We start from the raw sequence: 15,104 nt of genomic DNA on the forward strand, positions 1-15,104 counted from the left end.
GCACCGGGCTCGACCGCGTACGCCGGGTTACTTGATCTTCTGGCCCGCCGAGCGCAGGTTCTGGGTGGCCTCGACGACCCGCGCGGCCATGCTGGCCTCGGCGAGCTTGCCCCAGGTCCGCGGGTCGTAGGTCTTCTTGTCGCCGACCTCGCCGTCGACCTTCAGGACGCCGTCGTAGTTCTTGAACATGTGGGCGGCCACGGGACGCGTGAAGGCGTACTGGGTGTCCGTGTCGATGTTCATCTTGACGACGCCGTTCTCCAGCGCGGTCGCGATCTCCTGCTCGGTGGAGCCGGAGCCGCCGTGGAAGACGAAGTCGAACGGGGACTGCTTGCCGAACTTGGCGGCGACGCCGTCGTTCAGCTCCTTCAGCAGCTCGGGACGGAGGACGACGTTGCCCGGCTTGTACACGCCGTGGACGTTGCCGAAGGACGCGGCCAGCAGGTAGCGGCCCTTCTCGCCCAGGCCGAGCGCCTCGACGGTGCGGATCGCGTCCTCGACCGTGGTGTACAGCGAGTCGTTGATCTCGTGGGAGACACCGTCCTCCTCGCCGCCGGTCGGGGTGATCTCCACCTCGAGGATGATCTTCGCGGCGGCGGCGCGGGCCAGCAGCTCCTGCGCGATCGCGAGGTTGTCGGCGAGGGTCTCGGCGGAGCCGTCCCACATGTGCGACTGGAACAGCGGGTTGCGGCCGGCCTTCACACGCTCCTCGGAGACCGCGAGCAGCGGACGTACGTACCCGTCGAGCTTGTCCTTCGGGCAGTGGTCGGTGTGCAGGGCGACGGTGACCGGGTACTTCTCGGCGACGATGTGCGCGAACTCGGCGAGGGCCACGGAGCCCGTCACCATGTCCTTGCTGTACTGGCCGCCCAGGAACTCGGCGCCACCCGTGGAGATCTGGACGATGCCGTCGCTCTCCGCCTCGGCGAAGCCGCGCAGCGCCGCGTGCAGGGTCTGGGTCGAGGTGACGTTGATGGCCGGGTAGGCGAACTTGCCTGCCTTCGCCCGGTCGAGCATCTCGTTGTAGACCTCGGGGGTTGCGATGGGCATCTGTCCGCTCCTTGGTATGTGCGGGTTGGCGATGTGCGTACACGCGTACGCGCAGTACTTACGGCCCTGACCTGGACCTTGGGTGCGACGTCATCGTCGTCCCCATCTTTCCAGAGATGCGCGGATGGTCCATGCCTGGTCCACGCGCTGGTCAGTCCAGACCCAGCTCGTCCTTCGAGAAGGCGAACAGATAGGGCACGCCCGCGCCCTCACGGATCTTCTCGTCGGCGCCGGTCGCCCGGTCCACGATCGTCGCGACGGCGACGACCTCGGCGCCCGCCTCGCGCACGGCCTCCACGGCGGTCAGCGGCGAGCCGCCGGTGGTGGAGGTGTCCTCGACGACCAGGACCCGGCGGCCCTTGATCTCGGGGCCCTCGACACGCCGCTGGAGCCCGTGCGCCTTCGCCGCCTTCCGTACGACGAAGGCGTCCAGCCGGCGGCCCCGCGCGGCGGCCGCGTGCAGCATGCTCGCGGCGACCGGGTCGGCGCCCATGGTGAGCCCGCCGACGGCGTCGAACTCCAGGTCGGCGGTGAGGTCGAGCAGCACCTGCCCGACCAGGGGGGCGGCCTCGCCGTCGAGGGTGATACGGCGGAGGTCGACGTAGTAGTCCGCCTCCAGACCCGACGACAGGGTCACCTTGCCGTGCACCACGGCCTTGTCCTTGATCTGCTGCAGCAGCGCGCCGCGTACATCCACGTCCGTCATGCCGAACAGCTTAGAGGCGGGTCCAGGACCAGGTGGTCGTGGCCTCCAGCGGCTCCAGGGGGGTGACCAGGCGCGGGAGGGTGTTCAGCCCGTTGGGCGGCCCGGTCTGCGGCTCCACGCACACGGCGGCCTCCTGCTCGTCGTAGACGACGACCCACTCCTCGGGGCTGGTCACCCGCACGGCCAGCCGCCCCGGCCAGGTGAGGGTGACGTCCACGCCCCCGGGCATCCCGAAGCAGTCGTCCCAGGGGCCGGGCCGCGGCTCGACACGGTCGCCGGTCGGCAGGTGGTCCTCGCCGCGCTCCTCCTGCCAGGCGGGCTCGAAGGCGACCTGGACGTCCTGACCGCCCAGCGTGCGGTTGAACCAGGGGTGCCAGCCGATCTGCGCCGGGAAGGACGAGCCGTGCGTCTCCACGCCCATGCTGAGCGTGAGGGAGTCCTCGGTCAGCCGGACGATCTGGGTGATGCGGCCGGGGTGCGGCCAGGGCTCCACCAGGTCGTACGTCAGCACGGCCTCGTCCGCCGTGACCCGGGCGACCTTCCAGGCGCCGTCGCGGGCGGTGCCGTGGATGGCGTGCGGCGGGGCGTTCAGCGGCATCTGGCGGACGGTCGCGCCGTCGAGGAACCGGCCGTCGCGGATCCGGCCGCACCAGGGGACCATCGGGAAGCAGCCGAACCGCTCCCCCTGCCGCAGCAGCTCCAGCCCGCCGACGCGCAGCCCACCGACCCGGCCGCCGTTGCCGGGCTGCACGGTCGCCTCCGCGTCGCCCGCGGTCAGCGTGATGTCTTCGTCACTCACGGGACGACCCTACTGGGGTGATCGCGCCGCGGGGGACTCACCGGCGTCTGCGCAACGCCCGCCCCACGACGATCGCCGACGCCACGACCAGCGCGGCGGCGGGGGCCGCCCAGCGCAGGGTGCTGTTCGGCGCGACCGTCTGCGGCGCGGGAACCGGCGCGTACCGCCCACGCGGCGGCGCGTGATCGACCTCCTCCGCACTCCGCCCGATCATCGTCCGCCGGGCATGAGCAGCCTCAGCGGGCGGCTCACCGGGGGCGAGGGGGTCACCGGCTTCGAGGGGCTCACCGGGCTCGAGCGGGTCACCGGCTTCGAGGGGCTCACCGGGGTCGGCAGACTCGGCGGGTTCGGCGGACTCTGGGGGTCCGGCAGGTTCGGCGGACTCTGGGGGTCCGGCAGGTTCGGCGGACCCGGTGGGCCTTTCGGTCTGCTCGGGGTCCTCGAGTTCCTCGGTCCCCTCGGGCTTTGCCTCCCGTACGGCGTCCTCGGCCGCCCCCGCCCCCGCCCCCAGGCTCTCCGCGAAGCGGTTGAGGAGGCGGGTCGTCGTCGAGGTCACCTGGTCCGCGGGGAGCTCGGTGAGCCGGCCGGTCGCCGAGACTGTGCCCGAGAAGTGGAGGGTCGTGCCGGTGCCGGTCTCCCGGAGGCGGAGCAGCAGCGTGAGCTTCACGGTTCCGCCGCCGCGGGCCTCGGTGGCGTCGCCCTCCACGGCGTACGCCCCGTCCGCGCGCGTCAGGACCCGTACCGCCCCCCGGTAGGTGATGGTGTGGCCGCCGATCCGGACCCTCAGCCGCCCGGCGACGGGTTCGGTGCCGGCGTCCTGCTGGAGTCCGGGCACCGCGCGGGCCACCTGGGCGGGGTCGGCGAGGGCCGCCCTGAGCCGCTCGGCGGGGACGGGGACGAACACCTCTTGCTCCATAGGGCCGGAGCCTACCCAGCACCCGCCGCACCGCACCCGGCGAAACAGGGATTCCCCCGCGCCACCCCGTCCGCACCGCCTCAGTACCGCGGATGCACCAGCGTGGAGGGCGGCACCCCGGCGACCCGGGTCCGCTGGGCCGCCCGCGCGTCGGCGATGAGGCCCGCCTGGGTGAGGGTGTGCAGAGGTTCGTCGGGATCGAGGCGCAGGGCCGGGCGGGTGCCGGGGGCGGCCAGGACGAAACCCCAGTCGCGGGGCGCGCGCTCGCGGCGGCGGGGGTCACGGACGTCGACACGGTAGGCGACCGTGTGCAGTCCGGCGGCCCGCAGGGTGGCCTCCACCGTCCAGAACGCCCGGTGCCGCCCGGTCACCGGCCCGGCGTGCACGGCGAGCCGCCCGCCGGGGGCCAGGGCGCGCCGGGCGAGCCCGTAGAACTCCTGGGAGTACAGCTTGCCGCTCGCGGTGACGTCCGGGTCGGGCAGGTCCGCGAGCACGACGTCGTACGCCGCCGTGGGCGCCCCGCGCAGCCAGTGGAAGGCGTCGGCCGTGACGACGTGGACGCGGGGGTCGTCGTAGACGTGGGCGTTGAGACGGGCCAGGGCGGGGTCGGTGCGGGCGAGACGGACCAGGCCCGCGTCGACCTCGACGACGTCGACGCGGCGCACCCCGGGCAGGGTGAGGGCCTCGCGGGCGGCGAGGCCGTCACCGCCGCCGAGGACGAGCACGCGCGCGTGGGGGCCGTTCATCGCGGGGTGGACGAGCGCCTCGTGGTAGCGGCGCTGGTCACCCCCGACCCGCAGCCGGCCGTCGAGGTAGAGGTCGAGGGGGCGGCCGTGGGTGCCGCCGGTGAGGACGACCTCCTGGACGCCGGTCCGCAGCGCGACCCGGACCTCCCCGCCGTAGACCGCCTGGCGCGCGGCCCGCTCGAAGTCGTCGGCTAGCGCGGCGGCCGAGGCGAGGACGCCGATCACGGTGACGCCGGCGACCGGCAGCAGCCAGCGGGCCCGGCGGCCGAGGTCACGGCGGAACAGTCCGAGGACGAGGGCGCCCCCGGCGAGGACGTTGACGGCGCCGGTCAGCAGGGAGCTGGTGAGCTGGCCGCAGAACGGCAGCAGCAGGAAGGGGAAGGCGAGGCCGCCGACGAGCCCGCCGACGTAGTCCGCGGCGAACAGGTCGGCGACGGCGCCGCCCGCTTCCTGGCGGCGGACGCGCTGGATGAGCTCCATGAGGAGGGGGACCTCGGCGCCGATGAGCAGACCGATGGCGAGGGAGAAGACGACGAGGAGGATGCGCGGCCCGTCGGCCCACAGCCCGCCCCAGTCACCCGTCCAGGCGAACACCGCGTACAGCACCATCGCGCTGCAGCCGCCGACCAGGGCGAGCACCGCCTCCAGGGCGCCGAAGCCGGCCGCGGCGAACCGGCGGAACCGTTTGGCCGCGAGGGAGCCGATGCCCATCGCGAAGACCATCACGGACAGCACCACGGAGGCCTGGGTGACCGAGTCGCCCATCAGGTAGGAGGCGAGGGCGACCAGTTCCAGCTCGTAGACGAGACCGCAGGCCGCGCAGACGAACACGCACGCGAGGACCAGGAACCGCCCGACGTCCGGCCGGACGGGCAGCCGCGCGGAGCCGCGCCAGGGCGATGGGGCGCCGGGCGGGGCGGGTGCGTGCGGTTCGATCACGGTGCGACGTTACGTCACCGGCAGGGGACGCAACGTCACCCACACGTGTGGAAGATGGCGTTCAAACCTCACGGTCGCGGTTGACGCGTCAGAAGTCCGCCGGGCCGGTCCGGTCGGTCTTCGCCCGCACCCCCACGCGGGTCCTCGTCGCCACCAGCTGCCCGTCCTGCGGGTACGCGTGCCAGGTCCGCCACTGGACGTGGTCCTCGTGGCGCTGGGCGAGCAGGGCGGTGAAGGCGTGCGGGCTGCCCGGGAACACACCGGCCAGGCCGTTGGGGTGGTCGGAGACGAGGGCGAGGAGTTCCTGGGCGCGGCCCGCGAACTGGCCCGGCGTCAGCACCTCGACGCGCGCCGCGAACTCGTACTCCCAGTCGCCCACGCGTTTGGCCACCCCCAGCGGGAGCGGGGTGCTGCTGCCGGGGATGCAGGCCACCGTCTCCGAACAACAGCCCTGCTGCTCCTCCAACAGCACCTGGTGCGAGGCACCCAGCAGTCTCAACTGGAGCTTCGCTCCGGACAGTTCGAGGTCGAGCGTGGCGAGGGCGGGCAGGGGCTCACGCCCCAGGGCCCAGGCCAGATCGGCCGCGCGCGTGTCGGTGTAGGAGGTGTTCAGGGTCGTGAGCATGGATCGGCTCCGCGAAGACGCAAGGAGGGAGGGCAGGTGGCGCACCCCGTAGACCCGGTAGACACCGGGTGATCGGCCCCGGCCGGCCCGGTCCGGGAAAGGCGCCCGCGCTGGACGTCCGTGGGGGTCCGAGGGGCTGCGTTGGTGGTTTAGAGGGAATCATGAACGGTGGTGACGCCACAGCGTTTTTACCCAACTTCGTGGGGTTTCCATCCCTCAGGGGGCTCCACAGCTCAACTGTTCAACCAGTCGCACGCCCGACGGCCCGTATATGACTCCGCGCGCCCCGCGTGAAAGACGCGTCGCCGGGTACACGCTGTGGCCCCTGCACGGCGTACGACCGCGGGGCGCCCTGGTCAGGAGCGACCCCCGCGGTCCGGATGCGGCTCCCCCTCGGGGAGCCCAGCTGCCCCGTGTCAGCTGCCTCCACCGCATCCGCCACCTCCGCCGCACCCGCCGCCGCCCCCGCAGGACGACCCGCCGCCGCACGACGAACCGCCCCCGCAGGAGTGACCCGAGTGGCCGCCGGAGTCACCCGAGTGGCCGGAGTGGCCCGAGTGGTGGCCGGACGACGATCCGCTGTCGCTGCCGAACACCCACCAGCTCGCGGCGGCCGTGTCGGCCCCGCTGCCCGAGCCGGAGGAACTGCTCGTCCTGCTGCCGGAGTGGCCGCGGCTCGCCGAGCCGCCGCCGTACGACCGCACCGGGCGGCCGTAGAGGTGCTTGCTGCTCCTGCGGCGGGCGTTGATGACGAGCACCGCCACCAGGAGCACCGCGATCACCGCCAGGATGATGCCCACGATCATGGCGTCACCCTCCTTCCGAATCCCCCGAAGCGGCCCCCCGTGGGCGCCTCGCGCAGCGCCGGAGCGGCTGCGTGAACGGGGGATGCCCGCCCGTCTCACCTGCCAAAGCACACTTGAGGAACTTCAGAGGGTTGTCCCGAGGAAAAAGCCCCTGACCTGCAAAGAAAAGCAGGTCGGGGGCCTGGGCTGCCGTATGCGACGGCGGGGTCGCAGGCAACGCGGCGCCGGCCCGCTCCGGCGAGTTCGAGCGGACCGACGCGTGCGGTGCGGACGCCTGGTCAGGTTCCGCGGCGGTCGTCGCCCTCGACGCCTTCGGTGTCGATGCGCTCCTTGCGTACCTTGCCGTGCACCGTCTCCTCGTCGGTGTGTTCCTGCGTCGACATCCGTACCCGTTCCACCGGAACCGTCTCGGTCGCCACCACGGGACGCTCTTCGTGCAGGATGACCTCGTGCTCGTCCTCGCTGATGTCGGGCCCTGCCATGGCGTCATCGCGGTTGGCATCGGTGATCGGCTCGCGCTCGACGCGGACCTCCTCCCGGCGCACGGGAACCGTCTTCTGCACTTCCTCGGTGACGACGTACTTGCGCAGCCGGGCCCGGCCGGCCTCGCGGCGCTCGGTGCCGACGTGCATGCGTTCCTCCGAGCGCGTCATGGCGTCCTCACCGCGCCTCGCCTGGTCGGTGCCGGCCTGTGCCAAGCCGCCCTCGCCGGGGGCATCGGCCTGCTGCCACGATGCGTCCCAGTCGATGCCGTAGTGCTCGTACAGGCGGTGTTCCTCGGCCTCGGAGAGGTGCCCGCCGGCATCGACGTCGACGTTGGGCGCGTCCTTGACCGTGTTCTTGGCGTAGGGGACCTTCAAGTGGTCCTCGACCACGGAGGCGTCGTGGATGGGCACGAACGATTCGCTGGTGCCGAACAGGCCGGTCTTGACGCTCACCCACTCCGGCTGGCCGCTGACGTCGTCCAAGAAGACGTGCTTGGCCTCGCCGATCTTGTTGTCGTCCGCATCGTAGACCGGATGATCGAGCACGGTCGGGATCTGCTCATGGGCGATCACTGGATTTCACCCTGCTTCCTTGTCTCGCGTTTTATTCGCAGGTTTGCCCGGTTAACCACCACAAAAGGAACAAAACACCTTATATGCGAGTTCCGGGCAGCCCTTGCTCCGCGCCTCCCCTGCCGGGCCGTCTGTGGGCCGTCCGAGGGTGCCCGACGACGACAGATGCCGACAGACGACGACGGCTCTCGCCCAGCTCAGAGACGGTGTCTCGGATGCTGTCGCAGGTCCCGATCCGTGAACGTCGGTTGAGGAACTCCAGAGCTTCGACGCAGGATGGCCGGCATGACCTCCAGCGCACGCCCCTTCCTCAACCGCCGCCTCGCCGAGTTCGGGACGACGATCTTCGCCGAGATGTCCGCTCTGGCCGCGGCGACCGGGTCGATCAACCTGGGCCAGGGCTTCCCCGACACGGACGGCCCCGAGGAGATCAGGGAGGCCGCCGTACGGGCGCTGCGGGACGGCCGCGGCAACCAGTACCCGCCGGGCCCGGGCGTCCCCGAACTGCGCACGGCGATCGCCGCGCACCAGGAACGCCGTTACGGCCTGTCCCACGACCCCGACACCGAGGTCCTGGTCACCGCGGGCGCCACGGAGGCCATCGCCGCCGCCCTGCTGGCGCTGCTGGAGCCCGGCGACGAGGTGGTGGCCCTGGAGCCCTACTACGACTCCTACGCGGCCTGCATCGCCATGGCGGGCGCCACGCGCGTGCCGGTCACCCTGCGCCCGGACCCCGAGCAGGCCCGCTTCCGCCTCGACCTGGACGAACTGCGCGACGCGGTCACCGACCGCACCCGTCTGCTGCTGATCAACACCCCGCACAACCCGACCGGCACGGTCCTCACCCGTGAGGAGCTCTCCGCGATCGCGGCGCTGGCGGTGGAGCGGGACCTGCTGGTCGTCACGGACGAGGTGTACGAGCACCTGGTGTTCGACGAGGCGGAACACATCCCGCTGGCCACCCTCCCCGGCATGCGCGAGCGCACGGTGACGATCGGCTCCGCCGGGAAGACGTTCTCCTTCACCGGCTGGAAGGTCGGCTGGGTCACGGCGGCCCCCGGCCTGGTCACGGCGGTGCGCTCGGCGAAGCAGTTCCTGACGTACGTGTCGTCCGGCCCCTTCCAGTACGCGGTGGCCGAGGCCCTCGCCCTGCCCGACGCCTACTTCGACGCCTTCCGCGCCGACATGCTGGCCAAGCGCGACCTGCTGGCGGCGGGCCTGACGGACGCCGGCTTCGCGGTCTTCCGCCCCGCCGGCACGTACTTCGTCACCACCGACATCCGGCCCCTCGGCGAGAGCGACGGCTTCGCGTTCTGCCGCTCCCTGCCGGAGCGCGCGGGCGTGGTCGCCATCCCCAACGCCGTCTTCTACGACCACCGCGAGGCGGGCGCGCCGTTCGTACGGTTCGCGTTCTGCAAGCGGGTGAGCGTGCTGGAGGAGGCGGTGACCCGCCTGAAGGCGCTCGCGGGCTGAGAAAACGGGCCGAGAAAGACGCGGTCGGGGCGGTGTCCACAGTCTGTGGACACCGCCCCGACCGACGGACGGACCGGTCCTGCGACCTATTCGTCGCCCTCCCCGGGCTCGCCGTCCGTGCCGTCGACGTCCTTCTCCAGGCCGAGCTGCTCCACCAGCCACTTGTCGAACTCGATGGCCGCGCGGACCCAGCTCACCGTGGAGGAGACGAACAACTCGATGTTCACCCCGGCGCCGATCAGCAGCTGCGCCTCGCCGATGAGGCGGACGGTGCCGTCGTCGTGGGTGTGCGTGTAGACCTTGGGCCACAGGGTGCGCCGGTTCCAGTCGTCGATCGCCTCCAGCAGCGGCTGCTTGTCGTCGATCTGGTGGGGCCGGTCGTAGAACGTCCGCACCGAGTAGACCGCCTGGTCACCCTCGCCGCGGAACATGAAGTACGTACGGAACTCCTCCCACGGCGCCGCGAGGTCACCCTCGTCGTCGACGACGTACTTCAGCTCCATCTGGTCGAGAAGCTGCTTCACGAGGTCCTGATCCGGGACTACGGGGCCCGCCGGTCCCTGGGGCTGCGGCTCGGGCTGCTGGCCCCCGAAGTTCGGAATCGAGGACGGGTCGATGGACATACTTGAAGACTCCTGCGGTCGTCTGGCTCGCCGGCCGTCACTGCGACCGCGCGTGTACGTCCACCCTCTCTCTCTTGGCCCCTGGGCGGCAACCTTCCCCGGCGGCGGGCCGGACGCTCCGTGACGGATCAACGACGCGTGCTCCAGAAAGAACCGCGTGCGGTCCAGTTGTTCGGACTGGACCGCCTTGCGGTACTTCATTCCCGCAGGCATCCGCCCGTCTTCCGAGTGGATGTCGAACGTGGGATCACCGAGGGCCTCGATGTCTCCCGGCCGGAGGGACGAGCTGACCCGCCGGGAGGTTACGTCGAACATCATCTGTCGACTCGATACTCACCCTGCGGCAATCCGCCCAGGGTCACAGCGTCTTACCTCTCGCCGACCCGGTCGCAGGGCCCACGAGCAGGCCCTCGCCGAAGGCGTCCACGCGGACCGTGTCGCCGTCCTTGACCTCGCCGGAGAGGATCTCCTTGGCGAGGCGGTCGCCGATGGCGGTCTGGACCAGGCGGCGCAGGGGGCGGGCGCCGTAGGCGGGGTCGTTGCCCTCGTCGGCGAGCCAGGCGAGGGCCGCGTCGGTGACCTCCAGGGTGAGGCGGCGGTCGGCGAGGCGGCGGGCGAGGCGGTCGATCTGGAGGCGGGCGATCCGGCCGAGCTCGTCCTTGGACAGGGCCGAGAAGACCACCAGGTCGTCCAGGCGGTTGAGGAACTCGGGCTTGAAGGACGCCCGGACCACCTCCAGGACCTGCTCCTTCTTCTCCGCCTCCGTCGTGACCGGGTCGACCAGGTACTGGCTGCCCAGGTTCGAGGTCAGCACGAGGATCGCGTTGCGGAAGTCGACCGTGCGGCCCTGGCCGTCGGTGAGGCGGCCGTCGTCGAGGACCTGCAGGAGGACGTCGAAGACCTCGGGGTGGGCCTTCTCCACCTCGTCCAGCAGGACAACGCTGTACGGGCGGCGGCGCACCGCCTCGGTGAGCTGGCCGCCCTCCTCGTAGCCGACGTAGCCGGGGGGCGCGCCGACGAGGCGGGCGACGCTGTGCTTCTCGCCGTACTCCGACATGTCGATGCGGATCATGGCCCGCTCGTCGTCGAAGAGGAAGTCGGCGAGGGCCTTGGCGAGCTCCGTCTTGCCGACGCCGGTCGGGCCGAGGAAGAGGAACGAGCCGGTCGGGCGGTCGGGGTCGGCAATGCCCGCGCGGGAGCGGCGTACGGCGTCCGAGACGGCCTGCACCGCCTCCGTCTGGCCGATCAGACGGCGGCCCAGCTCCTCCTCCATGCGGAGCAGCTTCTGCGTCTCGCCCTCCAGGAGGCGGCCCGCCGGGATGCCGGTCCAGGCGGCGACGACGTCGGCGATGTCGTCGGAGCCGACCTCGTCCTTGACCATGGTGCCCCTGGCGGCCTCCTCCTCGGCCTCGGTGGCGGCCTCCAGATCGCGCTCCAGGGCGGGGATCTCGCCGTACAGCAGCTTGCCGGCGGTGTCGAAGTCGGCCTCGCGCTGGGCGCGCTCGGCCTGGCCGCGCAGTTCGTCGAGCTTCTCCTTGAGCTCGCCGACCCGGTTGAGGGACTGCTTCTCCTTCTCCCAGCGGGCGGTCAGGCCGCGCAGCTCCTCCTCCTTGTCGGCGAGGTCGCGGCGCAGCTTCTCCAGGCGTTCGCGGGAGGCGGCGTCGGTCTCCTTGCCGATGGCCAGCTCCTCCATCTTCAGCCGGTCCACGGACCGCTGGAGCTCGTCGATCTCGACGGGCGAGGAGTCGATCTCCATCCGGAGCCGGGAGGCGGCCTCGTCGACCAGGTCGATGGCCTTGTCGGGCAGGAAGCGGGAGGTGATGTACCGGTCGGAGAGGGTCGCGGCCGCGACCAGCGCGCTGTCGGCGATCTGGACCTTGTGGTGGGCCTCGTAGCGGCCCTTCAGTCCGCGCAGGATGGCGATGGTGTCCTCGACGGTGGGCTCCGCGACCAGCACCTGCTGGAAGCGGCGCTCCAGGGCGGGGTCCTTCTCGATGCGCTCGCGGTACTCGTCGAGCGTGGTCGCGCCGACCATGCGCAGCTCACCGCGGGCGAGCATCGGCTTGAGCATGTTGCCGGCGTCCATGGCGGAGTCGCCGCCCGCGCCCGCGCCGACGACGGTGTGCAGCTCGTCGATGAACGTGATGATCTGGCCGTCGCTCTCCTTGATCTCGGCGAGGACCGTCTTCAGGCGCTCCTCGAACTCACCGCGGTACTTCGCGCCGGCGACCATCGCGCCGAGGTCGAGGGAGACGAGCCGCTTGTCCTTCAGCGACTCCGGGACGTCGCCCTTCACGATCCGCTGGGCGAGGCCCTCGACGACGGCGGTCTTGCCGACGCCGGGCTCGCCGATGAGGACGGGGTTGTTCTTCGTACGGCGCGAGAGGACCTGGACGACCCGGCGGATCTCCTGGTCGCGGCCGATGACCGGGTCGAGCTTGCCGTCGCGGGCGGCGGCGGTGAAGTCGGTGCCGAACTTCTCGAGGGCCTTGTACTGGCCCTCGGGGTCGGCGGTGGTGACGCGGCGGCCGCCGCGGGCCTTGCGGAAGGCGTCCTGCAGCTTCTCCGGGCCGGCGCCGTGGCGGCCGAGCACCTCGGCGGCCTGGCCGCCCTTCGCGGCGACGCCGATCAGCAGGTGCTCGGTGGAGAGGAACTCGTCGCCGAGGTCCTTGGCGCGCGCCTGCGCGTCGGCGATCACGGCGAGCAGCTCGCGGTTGGGCTGCGGGGGCGCCACGGTGGAGCCGGTCACGCTGGGCAGACCGGCGAGTACGTGTTCGGCCCCCGCGCGGACGGCCGCCTGGTCGGCGCCGACCGCGGCCAGGAGGTCGACGATGTTCTCGTTGTCCTGGCCCTGGAGCAGCGCGAGCAGCAGATGGGCGGGGGTGAGGTCGGGATGTCCTCCCGACACGGCACGGTTGCTGGCCGCGTTGATCGCGTCCCGGCTCCGGTTGGTCAGCTCGGCGTCCACGTTCGCTGTCTCCTCCTGGCGTCAGCCTTCTCCCTTGTCTGACTGTGTCAGCGTACACAAAGTTGAGTCTATTCCGCTCAAGGTAAGAGGGATGAGTGCGAAGCTTGGGGCGAGGAGCGCTAGATTCCGGGCACATGACGATCGATCCTCGGCTTCTCGACGCCGCCTACCTCGCCTTCTGGCGCGAACGCCACCTGTGCACGCTGACCACACCCCGGCCGGACGGCGGCCCGCACGTGGTGCCCGTCGGAGTGACATACGACCCGGAGCGCGGACTGGCTCGGGTGATCGCGGACAAGGCCAGCAGAAAGGTGCGCAACGTCCTCGCGGCGGAGCCCGGGGGCGCCCGGGTCGCGGTGTGCCAGGTGGACGGCCGCCGCTGGGCCACGCTGGAGGGGCGGGCCCACGTCCACGCCGAGCCGGACCGGGTCGCGGAGGCGGAGCGACGCTACGCCGAGCGCTACGGCAGGACCCCACGGGTGAACCCGAACCGCGTGGTGATCGAGATCGAGGTGACCCGCGCACTGGGCCACGGCTGACCCCTTCCGCCCCGCCTCACGCGCCACGGCGGTCCCAAACCCGGACCCCGTGCGGTACGGCGTTTTCCGGCCACGGCGCAAGCGGTCCGATAGGCGGCGATACAGGGAAATGTCCCCCGAAAACTGCAGCGGCGTCACCGTGTTCAGGTCACGGTGACGCCGCTGCGGGGGGAAGCACCTGAGGCGATCTGTTACGACGGGGGAATCGCGTCAGGCACTGCGGGGGGTGGCTGAGATGGTTCGCGGGGCGGCCTGGGGCGCCGGCTCCGTCAGTTGGTGGTCGCGCCGGTCCAGGTTCACGAAGATCATTCCGTACCGGATCGCGCACCGTACGGGCTGCGGCGCCCCCCGGGGCCGCCGCAGGCACCGATAGGCCCGTACGTCGTCCTCCTCGTCCCGCGTGACGACCACCGGTTCTCCGAACACGGTCACCATCAACGAGTCACCACTGTGGGGGATGGCGGTGACCAGGTCGATGAAGTGCCAGCCGGAGCGGTAGGCGGTGGCCATCTCGCGACGGAAGGAGCGGTCGTCGGGTGGTGTACTCACGTCAGCTCCACGCGGTGTCTGCCGGGTAGACAGAAGCGTCGTCATCGCCGCCGGCCGCGGCCGACCATGCCGTGTCGTGCTGAGGCTCGCTGTTCCCGCCGGAGAGGCCGGTCAGCGCTCCGAAGGCCACGACGGCGGAGAAGGCGGCGACAAGCACTGAGCGAAGCATTTTATTCCGCATATTCGGCTTCGTCCTCACTTGAAGTTCCCCTTTCCCCCGTCGAGTAAGACGATGGCTCATTCGGGCACGTCATGGCCACACGATCGGTGCATCATGTTCCTGCATGTTCAGGACCCTGGGGGGTGGAGATTTGGCAACGAATCGAATAAAAGGGACACATCCCCATGCCATGACCGACCTGTGCGAGGAAGGAAGCCGCCTATACGCGGACGCACTCCGCACCGGACGCATCGCCCGCGTGGACGTGGAACCCGCCCCCTGCCTGATGGAGCTGGCTCTGCTCTACCCCGACGCGGATGACGCCAACTGGCTCCGTCCGGTTCCCGCGTCGGTCGCCCTCGCCCAGCGGCTCAACCCCATCGAACGCGAGATCACCGAGCGCAGACGGCTCTCGGTCCAGCTCGCCGAGGCGTTCGAGCCGTTCATGTCGCTCAGCGCCCCGCAGACGACGTCCACCCCCTCCATCACCGTCCTCGAGGGCCTCGACCACATCAACGCGGCACTGGACCTGGCCGCGTCGCAGTGCCGCAACGAGGTGCTCTCGATCCAGCCGAGCCACCGCCACCCGGAGCGCCGGCTCATCGAGGCACTGGAACGCGACCGGCCGCTGATCGAACGCGGCGTGCGGATCCGGACCCTCTACCAGCACACCGCCCGCTACAGCCCGGAGCGGCTCGCCTGGGTGGACCAGTTCGCCGACGGCAAGGCCGAGTACCGCACCATCGACGAACTCGTGGAGCGGCTGATCATCTGCGACGAGACCGTGGCGTTCATCCCCATCCGCGACGACCGCCAGGTCGCCCTGGAGATCCGCCACGCCGGACTGGTCAGCTACCTCATCAAGGTGTTCGAGTTCATCTGGAACCGGGCGGTGCCGCTGAGCGCCGGCGCGCCCTACGAGACCGCCCCCGACGGCCTCACCGACATCCAGCACTCCATCGCCAAACTCCTCGTCGAGGGCCATGTCGACGAGGCCATCGCCCGCCGGCTGGGGATGAACGTACGGACCTGCCGCGCCCACATCGCCAAACTCGCCACCGCCCTGGGCAGCGGCAGCCGGGCCCAACTGGGCTACCTCATCGCGCAGTCCGGGATCCTGGACCGCGACCAGTGAGGTGACGGGCTT

15 protein-coding genes are annotated in these 15,104 nt (G+C 71.2%); 3 read left to right on the plus strand and 12 right to left on the minus strand.

Features of this window, described 5'->3' with window-relative positions; translation table 11 throughout:
* Positions 1-27: 27 nt before the first annotated feature.
* From fbaA to OG852_RS22875, 8 genes are all read right to left on the minus strand, one after another.
* Positions 28-1,050 (minus strand): class II fructose-bisphosphate aldolase, encoded by a 1,023-nt coding sequence (gene fbaA, locus OG852_RS22840; protein ID WP_330348820.1) that lies wholly within the window; start codon positions 1,048-1,050, stop codon positions 28-30.
* Between the two features lie 151 nt (positions 1,051-1,201).
* Positions 1,202-1,756, minus strand: coding sequence for an orotate phosphoribosyltransferase (gene pyrE, locus OG852_RS22845; protein ID WP_133910819.1), 555 nt, complete (start codon positions 1,754-1,756; stop codon positions 1,202-1,204).
* A 10-nt stretch (positions 1,757-1,766) separates the two neighbouring features.
* The gene (locus OG852_RS22850) at positions 1,767-2,555 is read right to left on the minus strand and encodes an aldose epimerase family protein (RefSeq protein ID WP_133910820.1); all 789 of its coding nucleotides are present in this window, start codon (positions 2,553-2,555) and stop codon (positions 1,767-1,769) included.
* 37 nt (positions 2,556-2,592) lie between these two features.
* Positions 2,593-3,471 carry an SRPBCC family protein gene (locus OG852_RS22855; RefSeq protein ID WP_330348821.1) on the minus strand — a complete coding sequence of 293 codons (879 nt, stop codon included), beginning with the start codon at positions 3,469-3,471 and terminating at the stop codon, positions 2,593-2,595.
* Positions 3,472-3,551: 80 nt separating this feature from the next.
* On the minus strand, positions 3,552-5,156 hold the full coding sequence (locus tag OG852_RS22860) for a polyamine aminopropyltransferase (RefSeq protein ID WP_330348822.1): 1,605 nt from the start codon (positions 5,154-5,156) through the stop codon (positions 3,552-3,554).
* An 88-nt stretch (positions 5,157-5,244) separates the two neighbouring features.
* The gene (locus OG852_RS22865; RefSeq protein ID WP_133910823.1) at positions 5,245-5,781 is read right to left on the minus strand and encodes a DUF2617 family protein; all 537 of its coding nucleotides are present in this window, start codon (positions 5,779-5,781) and stop codon (positions 5,245-5,247) included.
* A 416-nt stretch (positions 5,782-6,197) separates the two neighbouring features.
* Entirely contained in the window at positions 6,198-6,587 is a 390-nt protein-coding gene (locus tag OG852_RS22870; RefSeq protein WP_133910824.1) for a hypothetical protein, read from the minus strand.
* Between the two features lie 278 nt (positions 6,588-6,865).
* A complete protein-coding gene (locus OG852_RS22875) occupies positions 6,866-7,645 on the minus strand; it encodes a DUF2382 domain-containing protein (protein WP_133910825.1) in 780 nt (259 codons plus the stop codon).
* A 276-nt stretch (positions 7,646-7,921) separates the two neighbouring features.
* Between OG852_RS22875 and OG852_RS22880 the strand changes: the two genes are divergently transcribed.
* Positions 7,922-9,118: a pyridoxal phosphate-dependent aminotransferase gene (locus OG852_RS22880; protein WP_133910826.1), complete on the plus strand. Its 1,197-nt coding sequence runs from the start codon at positions 7,922-7,924 to the stop codon at positions 9,116-9,118.
* Positions 9,119-9,204: 86 nt separating this feature from the next.
* On the opposite strand, the gene OG852_RS22885 is transcribed toward OG852_RS22880, so the two are convergent.
* Together OG852_RS22885 and clpB are read right to left on the minus strand one after the other, a co-directional pair.
* A complete protein-coding gene (locus OG852_RS22885) occupies positions 9,205-9,741 on the minus strand; it encodes a YbjN domain-containing protein (RefSeq protein WP_067256675.1) in 537 nt (178 codons plus the stop codon).
* A gap of 358 nt (positions 9,742-10,099) precedes the next feature.
* Complete coding sequence (gene clpB, locus OG852_RS22890) at positions 10,100-12,709, minus strand: ATP-dependent chaperone ClpB (RefSeq protein WP_133910827.1); 2,610 nt, start codon at positions 12,707-12,709, stop codon at positions 10,100-10,102.
* A gap of 134 nt (positions 12,710-12,843) precedes the next feature.
* Here clpB and OG852_RS22895 point away from each other — a divergent pair, with 134 nt between their 5' ends.
* Positions 12,844-13,248: a pyridoxamine 5'-phosphate oxidase family protein gene (locus OG852_RS22895; RefSeq protein WP_133910828.1), complete on the plus strand. Its 405-nt coding sequence runs from the start codon at positions 12,844-12,846 to the stop codon at positions 13,246-13,248.
* 210 nt (positions 13,249-13,458) lie between these two features.
* Here the strand turns inward: OG852_RS22895 and OG852_RS22900 are convergent, their stop codons facing one another.
* Both OG852_RS22900 and OG852_RS22905 read right to left on the minus strand, forming a co-directional pair.
* Entirely contained in the window at positions 13,459-13,797 is a 339-nt protein-coding gene (locus OG852_RS22900; protein ID WP_133910829.1) for a hypothetical protein, read from the minus strand.
* Between the two features lies 1 nt (position 13,798).
* The gene (locus tag OG852_RS22905; protein WP_330348823.1) at positions 13,799-13,966 is read right to left on the minus strand and encodes a hypothetical protein; all 168 of its coding nucleotides are present in this window, start codon (positions 13,964-13,966) and stop codon (positions 13,799-13,801) included.
* Between the two features lie 181 nt (positions 13,967-14,147).
* Between OG852_RS22905 and OG852_RS22910 the strand changes: the two genes are divergently transcribed.
* Positions 14,148-15,092 (plus strand): helix-turn-helix transcriptional regulator, encoded by a 945-nt coding sequence (locus tag OG852_RS22910; protein ID WP_166663434.1) that lies wholly within the window; start codon positions 14,148-14,150, stop codon positions 15,090-15,092.
* The last annotated feature ends 12 nt before the right edge of the window (positions 15,093-15,104 follow it).

Source organism: Streptomyces sp. NBC_00582 (genome assembly GCF_036345155.1).
GTDB lineage: Bacteria > Actinomycetota > Actinomycetes > Streptomycetales > Streptomycetaceae > Streptomyces.

Coding starts and splice junctions, on each gene's coding strand:
- fbaA (WP_330348820.1), bottom strand. CDS start 1,050: ATGCCCATCGCAACCCCCGAGGTCTACAACGAGATGCTCGACCGGGCG.
- pyrE (WP_133910819.1), bottom strand. CDS start 1,756: ATGACGGACGTGGATGTACGCGGCGCGCTGCTGCAGCAGATCAAGGAC.
- OG852_RS22855 (WP_330348821.1), bottom strand. CDS start 3,471: ATGGAGCAAGAGGTGTTCGTCCCCGTCCCCGCCGAGCGGCTCAGGGCG.
- OG852_RS22865 (WP_133910823.1), bottom strand. CDS start 5,781: ATGCTCACGACCCTGAACACCTCCTACACCGACACGCGCGCGGCCGAT.
- OG852_RS22870 (WP_133910824.1), bottom strand. CDS start 6,587: ATGATCGTGGGCATCATCCTGGCGGTGATCGCGGTGCTCCTGGTGGCG.
- OG852_RS22880 (WP_133910826.1), top strand. CDS start 7,922: ATGGCCGGCATGACCTCCAGCGCACGCCCCTTCCTCAACCGCCGCCTC.
- OG852_RS22885 (WP_067256675.1), bottom strand. CDS start 9,741: ATGTCCATCGACCCGTCCTCGATTCCGAACTTCGGGGGCCAGCAGCCC.
- OG852_RS22895 (WP_133910828.1), top strand. CDS start 12,844: ATGACGATCGATCCTCGGCTTCTCGACGCCGCCTACCTCGCCTTCTGG.
- OG852_RS22905 (WP_330348823.1), bottom strand. CDS start 13,966: ATGCTTCGCTCAGTGCTTGTCGCCGCCTTCTCCGCCGTCGTGGCCTTC.
- OG852_RS22910 (WP_166663434.1), top strand. CDS start 14,148: ATGACCGACCTGTGCGAGGAAGGAAGCCGCCTATACGCGGACGCACTC.